This is a genomic window from Acinetobacter sp. TWP2-2-3 (assembly GCF_049896445.1).
Taxonomy (GTDB): Bacteria; Pseudomonadota; Gammaproteobacteria; order Pseudomonadales; family Moraxellaceae; genus Acinetobacter.
This window is the reverse complement of sequence record NZ_JAFCUI010000001.1, coordinates 624,211-641,892: the sequence shown is the minus strand read 5'-3', so window position 1 is coordinate 641,892 and position 17,682 is coordinate 624,211. Positions and strand designations below refer to the sequence as shown.

Sequence of the window (17,682 nt, the reverse complement as noted above, 5' to 3'; positions counted from 1 at the left end):
GAACAGGACTTCTTCAGAGAGCTTTCAGAACTAGAGAGAGATGTCATTTCATAAGATACCAGATAGATGGCAACTTGCTGTTCATCTGTAGAGAAAATTTTACAAAGAAAGGTCTGGGCAAAGTTTTCCTTTTTCCAGACCTGTTTAATATTAAGGACGAGCAAATCATTAGAAGTTTTGAAATCTTCTAGAGATCATATTATTCATGATCTTTTGATGCTTTGACCTGTTGCTGAATCAGCATGCCACCAGTTTGACGCTGCCAAAGTTGGGCATAGATGCCATTTAATGCCACCAGTTCATCATGCGTGCCTTGCTCGGCGATTCGACCTTGATCCAGTACAATCAGACGATCCATCTGGGCAATGGTAGACAGGCGATGAGCAATGGCAATCACGGTTTTACCTTGCATCAAGTCGTCCAGACTGTTTTGAATTGCTGCTTCGACTTCAGAATCCAGCGCACTGGTCGCTTCATCCAGAATCAGAATTGGGGCATCTTTCAGGAACACACGAGCAATGGCAATCCGCTGACGCTGCCCCCCGGAAAGTTTCACGCCACGTTCACCCACATAAGCTTCATAGCCTTTTTTGCCACGCAAATCGGTCAGATTGGGAATAAACTCTTCCGCTTTGGCTTTACGCACAGCTTCAAACATTTCTTCATCAGTCGCATCTGGACGACCATATTTAATGTTTTCCGCGACAGTGCGATGTAGCAGTGAAGTATCTTGAGTCACTAATGCAATATTCTTGCGCAAACTGTCCTGAGTCACATCGTCAATATCCTGACCATCAATCAAGATACGACCCTGGTTAATATGATAAAAATGCAGCAACAGTTGAATCAGGGTAGATTTCCCTGCACCTGAACGGCCGACAATACCAATTTTTTCACCTGGGCGAATGGTCAGATTAAACTGATCAATCACGTTTTTATCATTATAGGCAAAGCTGACATTTTCGAATTTAATTTCACCGTGATTGAGCTGTAGCTCTTTGGCACCCGGTTTATCTTCAATGGCAATTTTGCGGCCTAAAGTTTTCATACCATCCTGAATGGTACCGACATTTTCAAACAGGGCAGAGGTCTGCCACATCATAAATTCGGCAATACTGTTCAGTTTCAGTACCATTGCTGTAGTTGCAGCAATAATGCCCAGCTCGGCCTGACCTTCCATCCACAACCAGATCGCGGTACCCAGTACGCCGCCATATAACACTACACTCAGCAGCAAAATGCTGATTTCGTATTGAGCACCCAGACGCATCTGTTTATATACCGTTACCATAAATTCCTGCATTGAGGTCTTGGCATACTGACTTTCACGGCCGGCATGAGCAAACAGCTTCACGGTCTGGATATTGGTATAGGCATCCGTAATACGCCCGGTCATGACGGCACGGGCATCCGCCTGGGCATTGGAAATTTTGCTCAAACGTGGAATGAAATAACACGCTGCACAGATAAACAAGGCTAGCCAGACCATCAATGGAATGATCAGCAAGGGTGAAATTGCACCTAAGACAATATTAATCGTGATGAAATAAATCAGCACATACGCCAGCATGTCACCCAGAATGACCCAGAATTCGCGTACTGCCAGAGCCGTTTGCATGACTTTGGCAGATAATCGTCCGGCAAAATCGTTGTGGAAAAAATCCAGGCTTTGTTTCATCAGCAGATTATGAAAGCGCCAGCGTAAACGCATGGGAAAGTTGCTATACAGAATTTGATGCTTAATCAGTGATTGTGCGCTGGCGAAGAAAATATTGGCCAGCAGAACAATACTCAGTAAGGTTAAATTGCTGGCATGTTGCTCCAGAAAAGTATCGGGCTGGCTTTTACTGAGCCAGTTCACCAGCTCACCAATTTTTGAATACAGTAAGGCTTCGAAGCTGGCAGCACCGGCGGTACACAGCACCAGAATCAGTAAATAACGGCGGACTCCATAGGCTGCCTGCCAGACAAATGGAAAAAACTTGGTCGGTAAAGGTTGATTCAGATTTTTGGTGGGATAGGGGTCAACCAGTCTTTCAAGCCATCGAAACATTATCGTACTCTTATCATGCATTTTGCTTTTCGGGAATTATAAAGGATTCTGTTTTTTTAAGCCCGTAATTGGGTGAAATTGCCACAAAATGATTCACTCAATTAAAACTTAGATTATAAAAATTAAACTAAAGCCAGATTTATGCCAGTCAGGATCTAAACAGATGAGGAAATAAAAAAGCCTGAAATGCAGCAGCATCTCAGGCTTGAGATTGGATGACTTGTGTTTAAGTAATAATGGAAGACGGTTGAGTAAATGCTTCCTTTAAATCAAGACCTGAAGGCGCTTGATACACCTTTAAACCAAATTCCGGAATAATCGCCAGCAGATGATCCATGATATCCGACTGGATATTTTCATACTCGACCCAGGCGGTGGTATTGGTGAAGGCATAAATCTCTAACGGTAAACCTTCACTGGTCGGCTGCAATTGGCGCACCATCAGGGAATGATTTTTACTAATGCCCGAATGCTGTTGCAGATAAAATTCCACATAGGCACGGAAAGTTCCCAGATTGGTGAGACGGCGCTGGTTATATTGCGAATGATGGCTCAGTTGCAGGTTAAATTGTTCCAGTTCCTCTGACTTGGTATTTAAGTATTGATCCAACAGAATAAAATTTTTCAGCTTGTTCTGTTCTTCAGCCGACATAAAATGCACGCTGCTTTGATCAATATGAATCGAGCGCTTGATCCGGCGTGCACCGGCTTCCTGCATGCCACGCCAGTTTTTAAAGGTGTCCGTCACCAGTTTGTTGGTCGGAATCGTGGTCACCGTTTTATCAAAGTTCTGTACCGTAATGGTATGTAATGACATATCAATGACATCGCCGTCCGCATTCAGCGAGGGCATTTCGATCCAGTCGCCAATCCGCACCATGTCATAAGATGAAATCTGAACCGACGCCACCAGCGACAAAATGGTATTTTGAAAGACCAGCATCAACACAGCGGCCATGGCACCGAAGCCAGCCAGTAAGGTAAAGACATCTTTTTTCAGGAAAGTGCCGAGAATCATCAGGCCACAGACAATAAAGATAATCAGCTTGACCAGCTGCAAATAGCCTTTAATCGGTTTGTTACGTGACTTGGGATTACGCTGATAGACCAGGTTAAAAATATTCAGTAATTCACCAAGAGCCAGGGCAATCGTCAGGAAAATAAAAGCCTGTGCACCCATTTGCACAAAGGACTCAACCTTGTCAGATAAATGCGGTACCGTGGTGATCCCGTTCATGATCACGACTGCCGGAACAATATTGGCAATCCGGCGAATCACGCTATGCTCAGCAAAAATCTGATTATTTGCAAAAGGCATTCTGGAAATCAGTTGACGTATTCCGCGTACCACAATTTGCTTGGCAAATAGATTGGCAAGAATCGCCAGTAAAATCACAATACTCAGTGAAGATAGCATTTCCAGCCATGGGTACTGATCTGCCCATTCTTGAATATTCCGAATAAAATTCAACTGTTCCAAACGATCTTTCTCTTCAATCAAAAATTTAGATCAAGTTTATAGTTTTGGATCAGATTTTTTAATATTGGATAACCTTTTAAAACATATTTATTGGTGCGAATCATTCAATAAAAGCACCTACAAATAAAAAAACCGGCAACTTTGCGGGTTTCTGATCTTCGATATTTCAGTAATGATATCGCGAGGCTTACCACATCAAATCATCAGGAATAACATAAGCAGCATATGGATCTTCTTCATCGGTGGTTTCTTCATTTTTCTCTGAATTATTCACAATGATAAAGCCCTGCATTTTCGCATTGATACGATCTGCCAGCGCTTTTGGCAAGAAAGCATAGCTGTCATTTTCACGTGCAATGACCAGACTGCCTGCCACCAGCGCATTATAGATTTGCTGGTTTAAATAGACTTTTTTGACTTTACTGTCATCAATAAACTGATACACCGCATCGCCGTCAGTATCACGGATTTTATGTTGGTTAATCATTTGCATGATTGCGGCTTTCAGTTCTTTTTCCTGCAAAGCTGCTTTTTTCTCTAGCTCAATTGCCTGATCTTTGGCCATTTTTTGCTGTTTGTCTTGTTCAATCTTGGCTTTGATTTCAGCCTCGGTACCGTCACCGGTGCGTTTTTCATGCACAGCCTGTTTAGACAGTTTTTTGGCTTTTTTATTGTCGACCAATCCTGCCTTTAACAATTGTGCCTGCAATGCATTTTTAACCATGAGAATGTCCAGATATTAGTCGTGTTGATGTCGATAACGTAAATAAATCACCCAATACGTGAGACTGAGAACCAGACTCAGCACTGCCGGGATCAGGAATGCATTTAATTTTAAATAAGGATATAGCCAGCTGGCAAGAATGCCACCGCTTAAAAAACCGAACAAAATAAGCAGATGCAGAACTACGCGTCGTGATTCTACCTCTAATCCGCGCAAACGGTAGCCCATCGCCAAGCCGAGGTCGGTGAGTACGCCAGATAAATGCGTGGTGCGAATAATGGCGCCTTTATAATGGCTGACCATGGCATTTTGCACGCCCATGGCGACACAGGCCCATAACAAGGCACAGCGCGGGAAATAGGGCAATAATAACCAGCAGATCAAAATAAAAATAGCCACCAGGCTTAAAGGGTAACCATAAAGCTGCCCCAGGCGAAAGTGACTATTTCCAAGAATCAGCCCGCTATAGGATGAACCAATGACATAGCAGAGTGTGACCAGAAAGAGATACAACATCTGTTCTGGTTGCCAGTTCAGCAGGGCCATGGCCAGCATGCTGACATTACCGGTCATATGTGAAACAGACTGGTGCAGTACCGTCACCAGACCCAGGACGTTAATCATGCCGGCATTGACCGCAAGAAAAAACGCCCCTAATTGTACCCAGGTAGGTAAACGCTGTAATGGCATAACAAAATCATTGGCTAAACATATTGATTAATCAATATAAAATCAATTTGATGCGCGGTCTACTGCTGCAGTAAATAAAACATCAGTCGATGAGTTTAGCGCGGTTTCAGTAGAATCCTGTAATACGCTGATCACCATACCAATGGCGACCACTTGCATGGCGATATCCGAAGAGATCCCGAACAGGCCGCATGCAACTGGAATCAGTAACAATGAACCGCCTGCAACACCAGAAGCACCACATGCCGAGACGGTTGCCACCACAGAAAGAATCAGCATGGTACTAAAGTCCACGCTAATGCCCAAGGTATTGACTGCTGCCAAGGCGAGAACCGTAATAGTCACTGATGCACCACCCATATTGATGGTCGCTCCCAGAGGGATGGCAATGCTTGAAGTCGATTCTTTAACACCCAGACGTTTCGCCAAGTCCAGATTGACCGGAATGTTGGCTGCCGAACTACGGGTAAAGAAAGCGGTAATGCCACTTTCGCGCAAACAGGTGAACACCAGTGGATACGGGTTGTTACGCGTCATTAAGGCAACCAGAAGCGGATTAATCACCAGTGCCACAAAAACCATCGTTCCGAGCAACACAGCAAGTAAATGTGCATAACTGGTCAGTGTATCCAGACCAGATTCAGCAAAAGTCACCGCAACCAGACCAAAAATACCCACAGGTGCAAAGCTGATCACTAAACGAATCACATAGTTCACTGCAAAGGCTGCATCATTCAAAAGCGTCTTGGTGCTATCCGATGCATGACGGAAGGCAATACCCAAGGCCACTGCCCAAGCCAGAATACCAATAAAGTTTGCTTCAGCAATCGCAACGACCGGATTGGTAACAAAACTGAGCAGTAAATTCTTCAGGATTTCTACCAGACTGCCAGGTGGCTGTAATTCAGCTTGTGCAGCGATATCCAGAAACAGCGTACTTGGAAATAAGATGCTCGACACCACAGCGCTCAGTGCAGCAAGGAACATACCCACTGCATACATGATCATAATCGGTTTGATGGGGGTGTTGGATTGACCCACCTTAAAATTCGCGATAGAAGCTAAAACTAAAATGAAAACCAGAATCGGTGCAACAGACTTCAAGGCTTTAATAAACAGGTCGCCCAATAGGCTTAATGAGGGAGTAGCTTCGGGAAATACCACAGCCACACCCACACCTAAAATAATGGCGATGATGATTCGAGAGACTAAGCTCATGCGCATAAGGGCAGAAAACATAAGGTTGCCTTGTGAAAATTACGAGGGCTAAATTTGGGAAAAAGTTGCGCTATTTTATACTTAATTTAAACAAGGCTTAAAATATATTTTTATATAAAAACCAAGATATTGATATTATTGATTTATTCTAAAATTAATTGCTTTAAAACATTGCTTATATTGAAGAAAAACTTCTTAAAATGATGAATAAATCACCACTTTTAAAATTGTATTCATGAAATAAATATCAAAGTTAAATAGATAAATTCAAATTATATTTGAAAATTTAAGAAGTTAGAACTTATGACCGGTTGGAATTTCCGGCCATAAGTTCAAGTATCTGCTGTCTTAAATTGTATAATCTTTATGCTGCTCAAAGATCTCTGGCGCCAGGTCCTGAATCGCCTGAAAATGGGTCAGATAAATGCGCCCGCTCAAATGCGTCATCAATTTAGAAGCTTGCAGCTTGTCTATGACCGGACCTTTGACTTCGGCAAAATGCAGACGAATATCCAGTTTGGCCAGTTCCGCATTTAAATCTTCCAGCATTTCCAGGGCACTCAGATCAATCGCACTGATGCTGGAACAGTTGATAATCACATGTTGTAGCTGGTCATTCAGGCTGATCTCATTGATCAGATAACCTTTGAAGCTATTGGCATTCAGAAACGTCAGATTCTCATCAATCCGTAGTGACAGCACCCGGTCGGAGGTACTGACCTGATGCCGCTGAATATTACGAAAATGCTGGGTTCCTTCGACCAGACCGACAACTGCAATATGCGGACGGCTGATTCGCCATACCATCAGCACAAAGGTCGAAACGATCCCAATAATCAAACCAGTGGAAATATCAATCAGGACCACGCCGAGAAAAGTAATCCACATGGCAAGGCCATCTGCCTTGGAATAGCGCCAGGCATCAAAAAATGGCTGAAAATTAACCAGCTTCCAGATGGAAACAATAATCGTCGCGGCCAGAATGGTCAGCGGCAGATCTTCAAAAAATCCGGTAAAGAACAGGCTCACGAAAATAATCAGAATCGAGGATAAAACACCGGCCATAGGTGATTTAGCACCGGCATCGGCATTCACCACCGTCCGCGACAGGCTGCCCGTCACAGGAAAAGCTGAACTCACGCCTGCACTGATATTGGCCAGACCGAGCGCAATCAGTTCCTGATTACTGTTTAAATGACTGCGTTGCTGCAAGGCCGTCGCTTGAGCAATCGATAGTGACTCCACAAAACTGATCATGGCGATCATGCTGGCACCCGGTAATAAGGTCATGACCAGTTCCCAGTTCCAGTGTGGAAAAGACAAGGGTGGAAAACCGGACGGAATTGCACCGACGGTTTTAATGCCCTGAAGCTTTAAATCCAGAAATACAATTGCTGCAATGCCGAGACATACCAGAATCAGGGGCACTGCACGTACCAGAAAATCTGTAGAGCCGATCCGGCTTTGTACAGCCTGAGATTTTAATAACTTGGGTAAATAGATTAGCAGACCGATAGAGAACAGGCCGAAAATCAGGCTCGGCACGTGCAGCAGCGGGAAATATTGCAGCAAACTGCTGACAAACTCCGGAAGGTTATTGGCTTTTAAAGGAAGATCGACCAAAAACTTTAACTGCCCAAACGCAATCAATAAGGCAGAGGCAATAATAAAGCTTTGAATCACGGGATGACTGATCAACTGGATCAGAAAACCAAAACGGAATAATCCCAAAAGCAGGGAAATAATCCCGACCATCAGTGCCAATAAAGTCGCAGCTTCAATATAGACTGGTGAGCCGACTTCAAAAAGTGGATTGAGCGTAGCAAAAGTCATCATGGAAATGATGGCTACCGGGCCAATCGATAAAGTCGAACTCCCACCGAGCAGGGCATAAATGATCATCGGCAGGATGCTCGCATATAAACCCATGATCGGCGGCAATCCTGCCAGCATGGCATAGGCCATCCCTTGAGGCACCAGCATTGCCACCACAATCAGGGCAGCCAGCACATCAGACTTAAATTTGACCGGCGTGTAGTGGCTTAACCATGCCCAGGCAGGCAGTCTATGCAGAAGTTTAGACTTGGAATTTTGCATAAAAAGGTCTAAATCACAAATATAGATATATTATGCACAAATTCTGCTAAGAAGTCTTAGCTGATCTAGATTCTTGATGAATCATGTTTAAAATGAAACATCTGGGTCAGTCGTAGATCATTTAAAAAACTCTATGATCGTGATCTTAGTGGTGTAGAACGACCTCAATAAGAGTTTAAAGAAACTTATCTTGATGACTGAAAAAAGAAAGATTCTTTATTTAGCTGGATTGCCACAATACAATTGATAAAGGGTATTTAAGACCACAATCAAATTTTGATCTTTAATTGAATAATAAATCTGTTTGCCGTCGCGCCGGGTATCTACCACATCGCTTTTGCGCAACATCATGAGCTGCTGGGAAAGTGTCGGCTGTTTAATCTCAGTTATTTCCTCAATTTCTGAAACATTCAGTTCCGCTTGAGACAGATGACATAAAATAAGAAGACGGTCGGTATTGGCCAGAGATTTTAAAATGCCAACGACCTGTTCTGCTGAATCGCGCATAGTCGTGATTTCAAAATCGGTTTTCATTCAATATGTCCATTATAAAGTTACAGCCCGCTAATTATACGGGTCTTAGCCCGTAATACCTTGCTAAAAACAGTTAAGTTTTATGGTTTTTAATGAATTGAATTATCAATTAAAATTATATTTTAAATATTGATAGATAAGATAAATTTATTGCATAGTGCAGAAAGTATTTTAGTTCACATTCGTGCAATGAAGTGCAAGTTTCATCAAACATCTACAAAGCAAAAAAATGCTTGTATGATGTTTAAGCGACTTGAACCAATAACATCAGGGATATCATCATGAGTACAGATTCAGCTTTTCCAACACCGAATAATTTAGGTATAGCGGTTTATAGTAATAATGCAGACGCGATTGGAAATACACCGCTTGTTCGTATTAATCGTGTGATTTCCGCTCCGGCCACGGTACTTGCGAAAATTGAAAGCCGTAATCCGGCATTCTCAGTCAAGTGTCGTATTGGTGCCGCGTTGATTAATGATGCTGAAAAATCTGGCAAGCTCAAATCCGGTATGCATATTGTCGAGCCAACCAGCGGCAATACCGGGATTGCATTGGCTTTTGTTGCGGCAGCCAAAGGTTATGACATTACTTTGACCATGCCTTCAAGCATGAGTATTGAACGCCGTAAGGTGGTGAAAGCATTGGGTGCCAATCTGGTTTTGACTGATCCGGCCAAAGGTATGAAGGGCGCGATTGAAGAGGCAGAACGTTTGCTGAATGAGAACCCTGAACAATATTTCCTGCCACAACAGTTTGAAAATCCGGCCAACCCTAAAATTCATGAAGAAACCACGGGCCCAGAAATCTGGGAAGCGACTGCGGGCAATGTCGATATTCTGGTCGCAGGTGTCGGAACGGGTGGAACCATTACCGGTATTTCACGCTACTTTGAAAAAGTGAAAAACAAGCCTTTATATTCTGTGGCGGTGGAACCTGCTGAGTCTGCAATTATTGGTCAGGCCAAACGCGGTGAAGACATTACACCTGGACCACACAAAATTCAGGGGATCGGTGCCAACTTCATTCCAGGCAATTTGGACCTAGACCTCGTTGATGAAGTGATTGCCATTCATAGTGCAGATGCAGTCGAGTGGGCACGTAAAACAGCAGCTCAGGAAGGTATCCTGGTCGGTATTTCAAGTGGCGCGGCTATGGCAGCAGCGGCACAATTGGCGGCTCGCCCTGAAAATGCCGGTAAAAATATTGTGGTGATTTTGCCAGATGGTGGTGAACGTTACCTGTCTTCGATCCTGTTTGAAGATATTTCTGCTGAATAACATTGATGCATTTTATATTTTAAACACTGTTAGACAAGCCCGAAGTCATCTTCGGGCTTTTTATTGGGTAGTTTTAAATCGCAGCAGGACGCTGCATTATTTTTAAAATAGTCAGATGAAGGACTTGACCTTACCATGATGGGAATGTTTAAGCTATAACATCAACAGTGAGTTGAGGCATGGAGATGGGCATGGTAGAACAAGACAGCAACCGCTTATATGAGCAGCAGGTGCAGATTGGCGGTATGACCTGTGCCTCCTGTGTCGCTCGGGTGGAAAAAGCCTTGAAAAAAATTGAAGGCGTGGTCGAGGCGTCTGTCAATCTATCGACTGAAAAAGCTTTTATTAAAAGCCAGCAGCCGATTGCTGCCGCTGCGCTGGTTCAAGCAATTGAAAAATCCGGTTTCGATGTACCGACGCAACAGTTTGATTTGAACATTGAAGGCATGACCTGTGCATCCTGTGTGGCTCGCGTAGAAAAAGCCCTAAAAAAAGTGGAGGGCGTGCTGGATGCACAAGTGAATCTGGCCACTGAAACTGCCTGGGTGAAGGCCTCGCATGCCCAGATTCCGGCCTTGATTGCTGAGGTGGAGAAAGCCGGTTATCAGGCCACCATAAAATCTGGTAGGGATATGTCGACAGATAGCCATGATGCTTTTCAGGAAAAGAAAGCCAATGAAACGGCACAACTGAAACGAGATTTATGGCTTGCAGTCATTCTGACAGCACCTGTATTTATTCTGGAAATGGGCTCGCATCTGATTCCGGCATTTCATCATTTTATTGCCCATACGCTGGGAACCCAGAACAGCTGGTATCTGCAGTTTGTACTGACCACTTTGGTGCTGATTATTCCGGGACGGCGTTTTTATCAGCATGGGATTCCGGCACTATTGCGTCTGGCACCGGATATGAACTCGCTGGTGGCCGTTGGAACCATTGCCGCATATGGCTTTTCCTGTATTGCGACCTTTTTTCCGGAGCTGTTACCGCAGTCCACTGTGCATGTGTATTTTGAAGCGGCCGCCGTTATTGTCGCGCTGATTTTACTGGGGCGTTATCTGGAAGCCAAAGCCAAAGGTAAAACCTCGGAAGCGATTCAGTATCTAGTCGGCTTGCAACCGAAAACGGCACGGGTAGAACAGAATGATCACTGGGTTGATCTGGCAATTTCCGATGTGCAACAAGGAATGTTGATTGAAATTCGTCCGGGTGAAAAAGTCGCTGTCGATGGTGAAGTGGTTGCCGGACAAAGTTATATCGATGAAGCGATGATTAGCGGTGAACCTTTGCCTGTGGCCAAACAGGCTGGCGATCAGGTGGTCGGCGGTACAGTAAACCAGAACGGAACCTTGAAAATCAAGGCCACTGCGGTCGGACAGGATTCGGTACTGGCGCAGATTATTCAGATGGTAGAACAGGCACAAGGCTCAAAACTGCCAATTCAGGCCGTGGTCGATAAAGTGACTTTATGGTTTGTGCCGGCTGTTATGGCACTGGCGGCCCTGACCTTTATGGTCTGGTTCCTGTTTGGGCCTGAGCCGAATCTGACCTATGCATTGGTAAATGCAGTCGCCGTACTGATTATTGCCTGTCCATGTGCGATGGGACTGGCGACTCCTACCTCAATTATGGTCGGAACTGGCCGTGCAGCAGAACTGGGCGTGCTATTCCGTAAGGGCGAAGCATTGCAGTTATTGCAGCAAACCAAAGTCGTCGCGCTGGATAAAACTGGAACCTTGACTGAAGGAAAACCGCTTCTGACCGACTTTGAAGTTACAGCAGATTTTAATCAGCAAGAGGTATTACAGCTAGTCGCTTCAGTGGAGGCTAAATCTGAACATCCGATTGCCCACGCTATTGTTCAGGCTGCCCGTGAGCAAGAACTGCAACTGAGTGAAGTGACGGATTTTGATTCGATTACCGGTGCTGGGGTCAAAGCACAGGTGTCCGGTCAGCAGCTGCATATTGGTGCAGAACGTTTGATGCAGGACTTGGGCTTAAATGTCGATCTGTTTAGAGACACTGCACAAAAGCTCGGTGATCAGGGCCGCAGTCCTTTATATGTAGCGATTAATCAAAAGCTGGCTGCAATTATTGCCGTAGCCGATCCGATTAAACCGACCACTTATAGCGCGATTCAGGCCTTGCATGACCAAGGCCTCAAAGTGGCGATGATTACCGGGGATCACCAGCATACCGCACAGGCGATCGCCAAACAGTTGAAAATTGATCAGGTGATTGCGGAAGTCTTACCACATGAAAAAGTCGATGCAGTACGACAACTCCAGCAGCAATACGGCGTGCTCACTTTTGTCGGGGATGGAATCAATGATGCACCGGCATTGGCACAGGCCGATGTTGGTATGGCGATTGGTACCGGCACCGATGTCGCGATTGAAGCTGCTGATGTGGTGCTGATGTCAGGCAATTTACAGCATGTAGCTACGGGCATTGGTTTAAGCCAGGCAACCATGCGCAATATCAAACAGAATCTGTTTTGGGCCTTTGTCTATAATATTGCCTTAATTCCGATTGCTGCAGGTGTGCTATATCCGTTTTGGGGCATTCTGTTATCGCCAATGTTTGCCGCAGGTGCGATGGCATTATCCTCTGTGTTTGTCGTTAGCAATGCCTTGAGATTAAAAGCCTATCAACCGCTGCAGTTTAAGGAGTCAGTATGATGAATATTGGTCAGGCCGCAAAACGATCCGGCATCTCTGCAAAAATGATTCGTTATTATGAAGATATTGGTTTGTTGCCGGCTCCGAAACGAAGTGATACAGGTTATCGGATTTATAGTGATGCGGATATTAAAACCTTAAGTTTTATACAGCATGCACGTGAACTGGGATTTTCTTCAGAGCAGATGAAAGAATTACTCGGTCTGTGGTTGAACAGCTCACGCCAGAGTAGTGAGGTGAAACAGCTGGCACAAAAACATATCCAGTTTTTACAACAGAAAATTGCCGATATGCAGCATATGCTGATGATATTAGAGCAATCGGTGGAGCAGTGTGCCGGCAATGAACAGTCCGATTGCCAGATTTTAAAACAGATTGAACAGGGTGTCGTCCCTGAGCAGCACTGACCTGATCTGCAGTTCAGCTCAGATTAAATATAGTCTGCCGAATCAGATAAACTTTAAACCGATCCTATGGAGCTAAACATGAAATTCCGTATTGAAAACATGACCTGTGGTGGCTGCGCGCGCAGTGTCACGGCTACGATTAAAGATCTGGATGAAAATGCCACTGTGAATATTGATGTGGCCACTAAACTGGTTGAAGTTGAATCGACAGCCAGTGAATCTGAGATTGTTGCAGCTTTAACCGAAGATGGTTTCCCGCCTGTGGCAGCCTGATCGTTGTCGTGTTAGATCACTCTTAATGATCATATGAAATCATACAGCCAAATAAAAAATGCCTGATCGAATCAGGCATTTTTTATTTTAGTGATTATACCGATGAGATTTTATCTGGCGTCATCAGCGCCTGATTAATATACAGCTTAATCAGACGTTCACGTGACCCAATCGCTTTTTGGTAATTGGTCGAATTTAATAACAGCGAAGCGCCATAGGTGACTGTCCAGATATAAGACAAATAATCGCGAATCGACATGGCACTTTCTAAAGCCACCAGATAATCATGGGTGATGTCTTTAATCCGGATAATCCGTTCTTCACGAATACGATAAAGCTCCTGAAATAATTCTTTCAGATTTTTCTCGTTATTGGTTAAACGCTCTTCAATGACATGCAACAGGATGGTTCGGTTTGAATTGAGCATGTGATAGAGCATATATTGTGAAACATAATTTTTAATATCGTTATTATGCTTTTTTGATATTTCTAGAATTCTTTTTTCATTCAGAATAATCAGTTCTAAATATAACTGGTTCTTGCTTTTAAAATGTTTGTAGATGGTTCCTTTTGCGATGTCCAGTTCACTGGCCAGCTCACTCAGGGTAATGTCCTGATTATTATCCAGTAGCAGGCTTTCCGCCATGCTCAGGATCTTCTCTTTACGAAGAAGGAAGTTCTGCTGTCTTACAGTCGTCATCTTCTTGGTCCATACTTTTCGAAAAAGAACCTTTCAAGAATATGCAATTTTGCACGCGATGGCTATAAAACTAAGGTCGTGATATTTATCTCATTTTGTATATTTATGCAGCAACTGCTGACAAATAAAAATAGCGATGCTAAGCGGACAGAAATATTGTCAAGAAAACTGAACCCTAGAGATCAACTTTGCTAAATAAAATTCCATTTTCAGTATAATTATTTTATTGTTTCAGCGCACGAAGCTAAATCCTTCGACTGTTTTAAGCTCATATTTATCAGGGTTTAGTACGGAAAGTAGATCAATATTAAGCTGGCATATTCAGTCACTCATACTGAACATGAAGACGTGATTTTTAAGGCAACTTTATGAATCTAGATATAGATTTAATACTGCAAGAATTGGATATCACGATTTTAAAATCGCCTGTTTGGATTCTAATGAAAATTAGAAAATATTTGGCAACAGGATTGAGTATCACCCTTTAAGGAATTTAAAAATGCCGATTTATAATGCGCCTCTAAAAGACATGGAATTTATTTTAAATGATGTATTCCAAGCGGAACAATTTTGGCAAGGTAATGAAAATCTTGCACATTTAGATATGGCGACGGCAAATGCAATTCTGGAAGAGATGGCCAAATTTTCGAAGAATGTTATTCTTGACCTGAATCGTCCTGCTGATGAAGAAGGTGGTGCTCAGTTTAAAAACGGTGAAGTGACGACACCAAAAGGTTTTAAAGAAGCTTTCAGACAGTTTGCCGAAGGTGGCTGGGTGGGCTTGGGTGCTCCTGAAGAATGGGGTGGGCAAAACATGCCGAAAATGCTCACGGTTCTGGCGGATGAAATGATCTGGAGCACCAACCCATCTTTTATGCTTTATCCACTACTCACTGTGGGTGCAGGTATGGCGATCAATGACCGCGCCTCACAGGAACAGAAAGAAACCTATTTACCAAAATTCTATACGGGTGAATGGTCGGGCACCATGTGTCTGACTGAACCACATTCCGGCACGGATCTTGGCATTATCAAGACCAAAGCTGAACCGAATGAGGATGGTTCCTTCAACATTACTGGCACCAAAATTTTCATTACCAGCGGCGAGCATGATCTGAGTGAAAATATCATTCATCTGGTGCTGGCAAAAACTCCGAATGCACCAGCAGGTTCCCGTGGTATTTCATTATTTATTGTGCCGAAATTCCTGGTCAATGCAGATGGATCACTCGGTGAGCGTAATACAGTAGCTGCCGGTTCGATCGAACATAAAATGGGAATTAAAGGCTCGGCGACCTGCGTCATGAACTTTGATGGCGCCAAAGGCTATATGGTCGGTAATGAAAATGAAGGTCTGGCCGGCATGTTCGTAATGATGAACTACGAACGTTTATCTATGGGAATTCAGGGCATTGGTGCAGCAGAATTTGCCTACCAGAATGCGGCACAATATGCGACGGATCGTTTACAGGGCCGTGCATCAACTGGTGCAAAATCTCCAGAAAAACCAGCCGATTCAATTCTGGTCCATGGCGATGTACGTCGTATGCTGCTCAATGTGCGTGCCAACAATGAAGCTTCACGTGCGTTTGCGGTGTATGTAGGTCAACAACTGGATATTACCAAATACTCAACCGATCCTGAAGCCGTGCGTAAAGCGACTGACCGTGTGGCGCTGTTAACGCCAATCGCCAAAGCTTATTTGACCGACAAGGCACTGGATTCTGCACTGGAAGCGCAAATGTGCTTCGGTGGTCATGGCTATATCCGTGAATGGGGCATGGAACAGTGTATCCGTGACCTGCGTATTTCACAGATTTATGAAGGCACCAATGGCGTGCAGGCGATTGACCTGATTGGGCGTAAAACCACCAAATGTAATGGTGCTTATATCGCGGAATATATTGCTGAAATCCGTGAATTTGCACAAAGTCTAGATGATTCATTGACGATTAAAACGGCGACATTAGAGACCTGTCAGCAACTTGAAGATATCACCAAATTCATCGTCGAGCAGTCTAAGCTGAACCCTGATTTTGCTAATTCGATTGCTGTCGATTATTTACATGCGGTTGGGCTGCTCAGCTTTGTCTATATGTATGCGCGGATTAGCAAAGCCGCCGCAGCCAAAGACGATAGTTACTTCCAGAACAAACTGGTACTGGCCAACTATTATGTGGCCAAAGTACTTCCGGATTTGAGTGCACGAATCCAGCGTATTCAGGCCGGTGCGGAACTGGTCATGCAATTGCCTGAAGCATATTTTACCGCACAGGCTTAACCCGCAATGATTGCGAAGGACCAGCCCTACAGTACTTTGGCTATGTAGGGTTGATAACAATGATGAAAAAGGATGAAACTAAAATGATCGTAATTGTAGATGCAGTACGTACCGCGATGGGCGGTTTTCAAGGTTCATTGTCAAGCTGTACCGCGCCAGATTTGGGTGCTGTGGCAATTAAAGAAGTAGTGGCACGTGCAGGTCTGTCGGCCAATGATATTGATGAAGTGATTATGGGCTGCGTTCTTCCTGCTGGTTTAAAACAGGGTCCGGCACGTCAGGCCATGCGTCAGGCGGGTCTACCGGATTCCACGGGGGCGACCACGATTAATAAAATTTGTGGTTCTGGTATGAAAGCCGTGATGCAGGCAGCAGATGCGATCAAAGCCGGTTCAGCAGAGATTGTGGTGGCTGGCGGTATGGAGTCGATGTCGAACGCACCATATTTGATGGACAAGGCACGTGCCGGATTCCGTATGGGGCATGGAAAGGTCATTGATCATATGTTCCAGGAAGGTCTGGAAGATGCGGAAACAGGCCTGTCGATGGGAATTCTTGCTCAGGAAATGGCGGATAAAAAAGGTTATACCCGTGAGCAGCAGGATGACTATGCGATTGGTTCCTTAAATAAAGCCGTGACTGCCGTTCAGCAAGGTTTCTTTAAAGATGAAATCGTACCGGTCACTGTCAGTAGCCGTAAAGGTGATGTGGTAGTAGAGCAGGATGAGCAACCTTTAAATGCCAAGGCTGACAAAATTCCAACTTTGCGTCCAGCGTTCAAAAAAGACGGCACCATTACTGCGGCAAATGCCAGTTCAATTTCAGATGGTGCTTCAGCACTGGTGATCACCTCGAGCGAAATTGCTGCACAGCGCAACTTAAAACCGTTAGCTAATATTGTGGCCTATGCCAACCATTCGCAGCATCCGTCAGAATTTACTATTGCACCTGTTGGTGCGATTGAAAAAATCCTGAAAAAAACGGGTTGGGATGCTCAGGATGTCGATCTTTGGGAAATCAATGAAGCTTTTGCCATGGTGACCATGTTGGCCATTGATGGCTTTAAACTTGATCCAGCGAAAGTGAACATTAATGGCGGTGCTTGTGCACTTGGTCATCCACTGGGTTCTTCTGGTTCCCGTATCATTGTGACCCTGATTCATGCTTTAAAACGTACTGGCGGCAAGAAAGGCATTGCATCTTTATGTATCGGTGGTGGGGAAGCGACTGCGATTGCTGTGGAACTGGTTTAAGCCCATCC

The 17,682-nt window shown here is 44.3% G+C and carries 14 protein-coding genes; 6 read left to right on the top strand and 8 right to left on the bottom strand.

Features of this window, described 5'->3' with window-relative positions; all coding sequences use genetic code 11:
* Positions 1 to 199: 199 nt before the first annotated feature.
* The 7 genes from ACP7AK_RS03095 to ACP7AK_RS03065 form a co-directional block, all read right to left on the bottom strand.
* Positions 200 to 2,053, bottom strand: coding sequence for an ABC transporter ATP-binding protein (locus tag ACP7AK_RS03095; protein WP_191112254.1), 1,854 nt, complete (start codon positions 2,051 to 2,053; stop codon positions 200 to 202).
* 226 nt (positions 2,054 to 2,279) lie between these two features.
* Positions 2,280 to 3,554 carry a mechanosensitive ion channel family protein gene (locus ACP7AK_RS03090; RefSeq protein WP_425878522.1) on the bottom strand — a complete coding sequence of 425 codons (1,275 nt, stop codon included), beginning with the start codon at positions 3,552 to 3,554 and terminating at the stop codon, positions 2,280 to 2,282.
* Between the two features lie 166 nt (positions 3,555 to 3,720).
* Positions 3,721 to 4,257, bottom strand: a complete 537-nt coding sequence (locus ACP7AK_RS03085; protein WP_425878520.1) for a DUF2058 domain-containing protein — start codon at positions 4,255 to 4,257, stop codon at positions 3,721 to 3,723.
* A 15-nt stretch (positions 4,258 to 4,272) separates the two neighbouring features.
* Positions 4,273 to 4,947 (bottom strand): YoaK family protein, encoded by a 675-nt coding sequence (locus ACP7AK_RS03080; protein ID WP_425878518.1) that lies wholly within the window; start codon positions 4,945 to 4,947, stop codon positions 4,273 to 4,275.
* A gap of 42 nt (positions 4,948 to 4,989) precedes the next feature.
* Positions 4,990 to 6,186: a serine/threonine transporter SstT gene (sstT, locus tag ACP7AK_RS03075; RefSeq protein WP_425878516.1), complete on the bottom strand. Its 1,197-nt coding sequence runs from the start codon at positions 6,184 to 6,186 to the stop codon at positions 4,990 to 4,992.
* 327 nt (positions 6,187 to 6,513) lie between these two features.
* Positions 6,514 to 8,262, bottom strand: coding sequence for a SulP family inorganic anion transporter (locus ACP7AK_RS03070; RefSeq protein ID WP_425878514.1), 1,749 nt, complete (start codon positions 8,260 to 8,262; stop codon positions 6,514 to 6,516).
* A gap of 216 nt (positions 8,263 to 8,478) precedes the next feature.
* The gene (locus tag ACP7AK_RS03065) at positions 8,479 to 8,796 is read right to left on the bottom strand and encodes an ArsR/SmtB family transcription factor (protein ID WP_004280410.1); all 318 of its coding nucleotides are present in this window, start codon (positions 8,794 to 8,796) and stop codon (positions 8,479 to 8,481) included.
* Positions 8,797 to 9,077: 281 nt separating this feature from the next.
* On the opposite strand from ACP7AK_RS03065, the gene cysK reads away from it, so the two are divergent.
* The 4 genes from cysK to ACP7AK_RS03045 all read left to right on the top strand — a co-directional run bounded on the left by cysK (position 9,078) and on the right by ACP7AK_RS03045 (position 13,440).
* Positions 9,078 to 10,076: a cysteine synthase A gene (gene cysK / locus ACP7AK_RS03060; protein WP_278357021.1), complete on the top strand. Its 999-nt coding sequence runs from the start codon at positions 9,078 to 9,080 to the stop codon at positions 10,074 to 10,076.
* A gap of 185 nt (positions 10,077 to 10,261) precedes the next feature.
* Positions 10,262 to 12,760, top strand: a complete 2,499-nt coding sequence (locus ACP7AK_RS03055) for a heavy metal translocating P-type ATPase (protein ID WP_425878598.1) — start codon at positions 10,262 to 10,264, stop codon at positions 12,758 to 12,760.
* Positions 12,757 to 13,167, top strand: a complete 411-nt coding sequence (gene cueR, locus ACP7AK_RS03050; RefSeq protein ID WP_253146287.1) for a Cu(I)-responsive transcriptional regulator — start codon at positions 12,757 to 12,759, stop codon at positions 13,165 to 13,167. Before ACP7AK_RS03055 ends, cueR begins: the two co-directional genes overlap by 4 nt.
* A 78-nt stretch (positions 13,168 to 13,245) precedes the next feature.
* On the top strand, positions 13,246 to 13,440 hold the full coding sequence (locus tag ACP7AK_RS03045; protein ID WP_004731127.1) for a heavy-metal-associated domain-containing protein: 195 nt from the start codon (positions 13,246 to 13,248) through the stop codon (positions 13,438 to 13,440).
* A 94-nt stretch (positions 13,441 to 13,534) separates the two neighbouring features.
* Here ACP7AK_RS03045 and ACP7AK_RS03040 read toward each other — a convergent pair whose 3' ends face one another.
* Positions 13,535 to 14,140 carry a TetR/AcrR family transcriptional regulator gene (locus ACP7AK_RS03040; RefSeq protein WP_004280405.1) on the bottom strand — a complete coding sequence of 202 codons (606 nt, stop codon included), beginning with the start codon at positions 14,138 to 14,140 and terminating at the stop codon, positions 13,535 to 13,537.
* A 499-nt stretch (positions 14,141 to 14,639) separates the two neighbouring features.
* Here ACP7AK_RS03040 and ACP7AK_RS03035 point away from each other — a divergent pair, with 499 nt between their 5' ends.
* Positions 14,640 to 16,421: an acyl-CoA dehydrogenase C-terminal domain-containing protein gene (locus ACP7AK_RS03035; protein ID WP_425878510.1), complete on the top strand. Its 1,782-nt coding sequence runs from the start codon at positions 14,640 to 14,642 to the stop codon at positions 16,419 to 16,421.
* Between the two features lie 83 nt (positions 16,422 to 16,504).
* On the top strand, positions 16,505 to 17,674 hold the full coding sequence (locus tag ACP7AK_RS03030) for a thiolase family protein (protein WP_425878508.1): 1,170 nt from the start codon (positions 16,505 to 16,507) through the stop codon (positions 17,672 to 17,674).
* Positions 17,675 to 17,682: the final 8 nt, after the last annotated feature.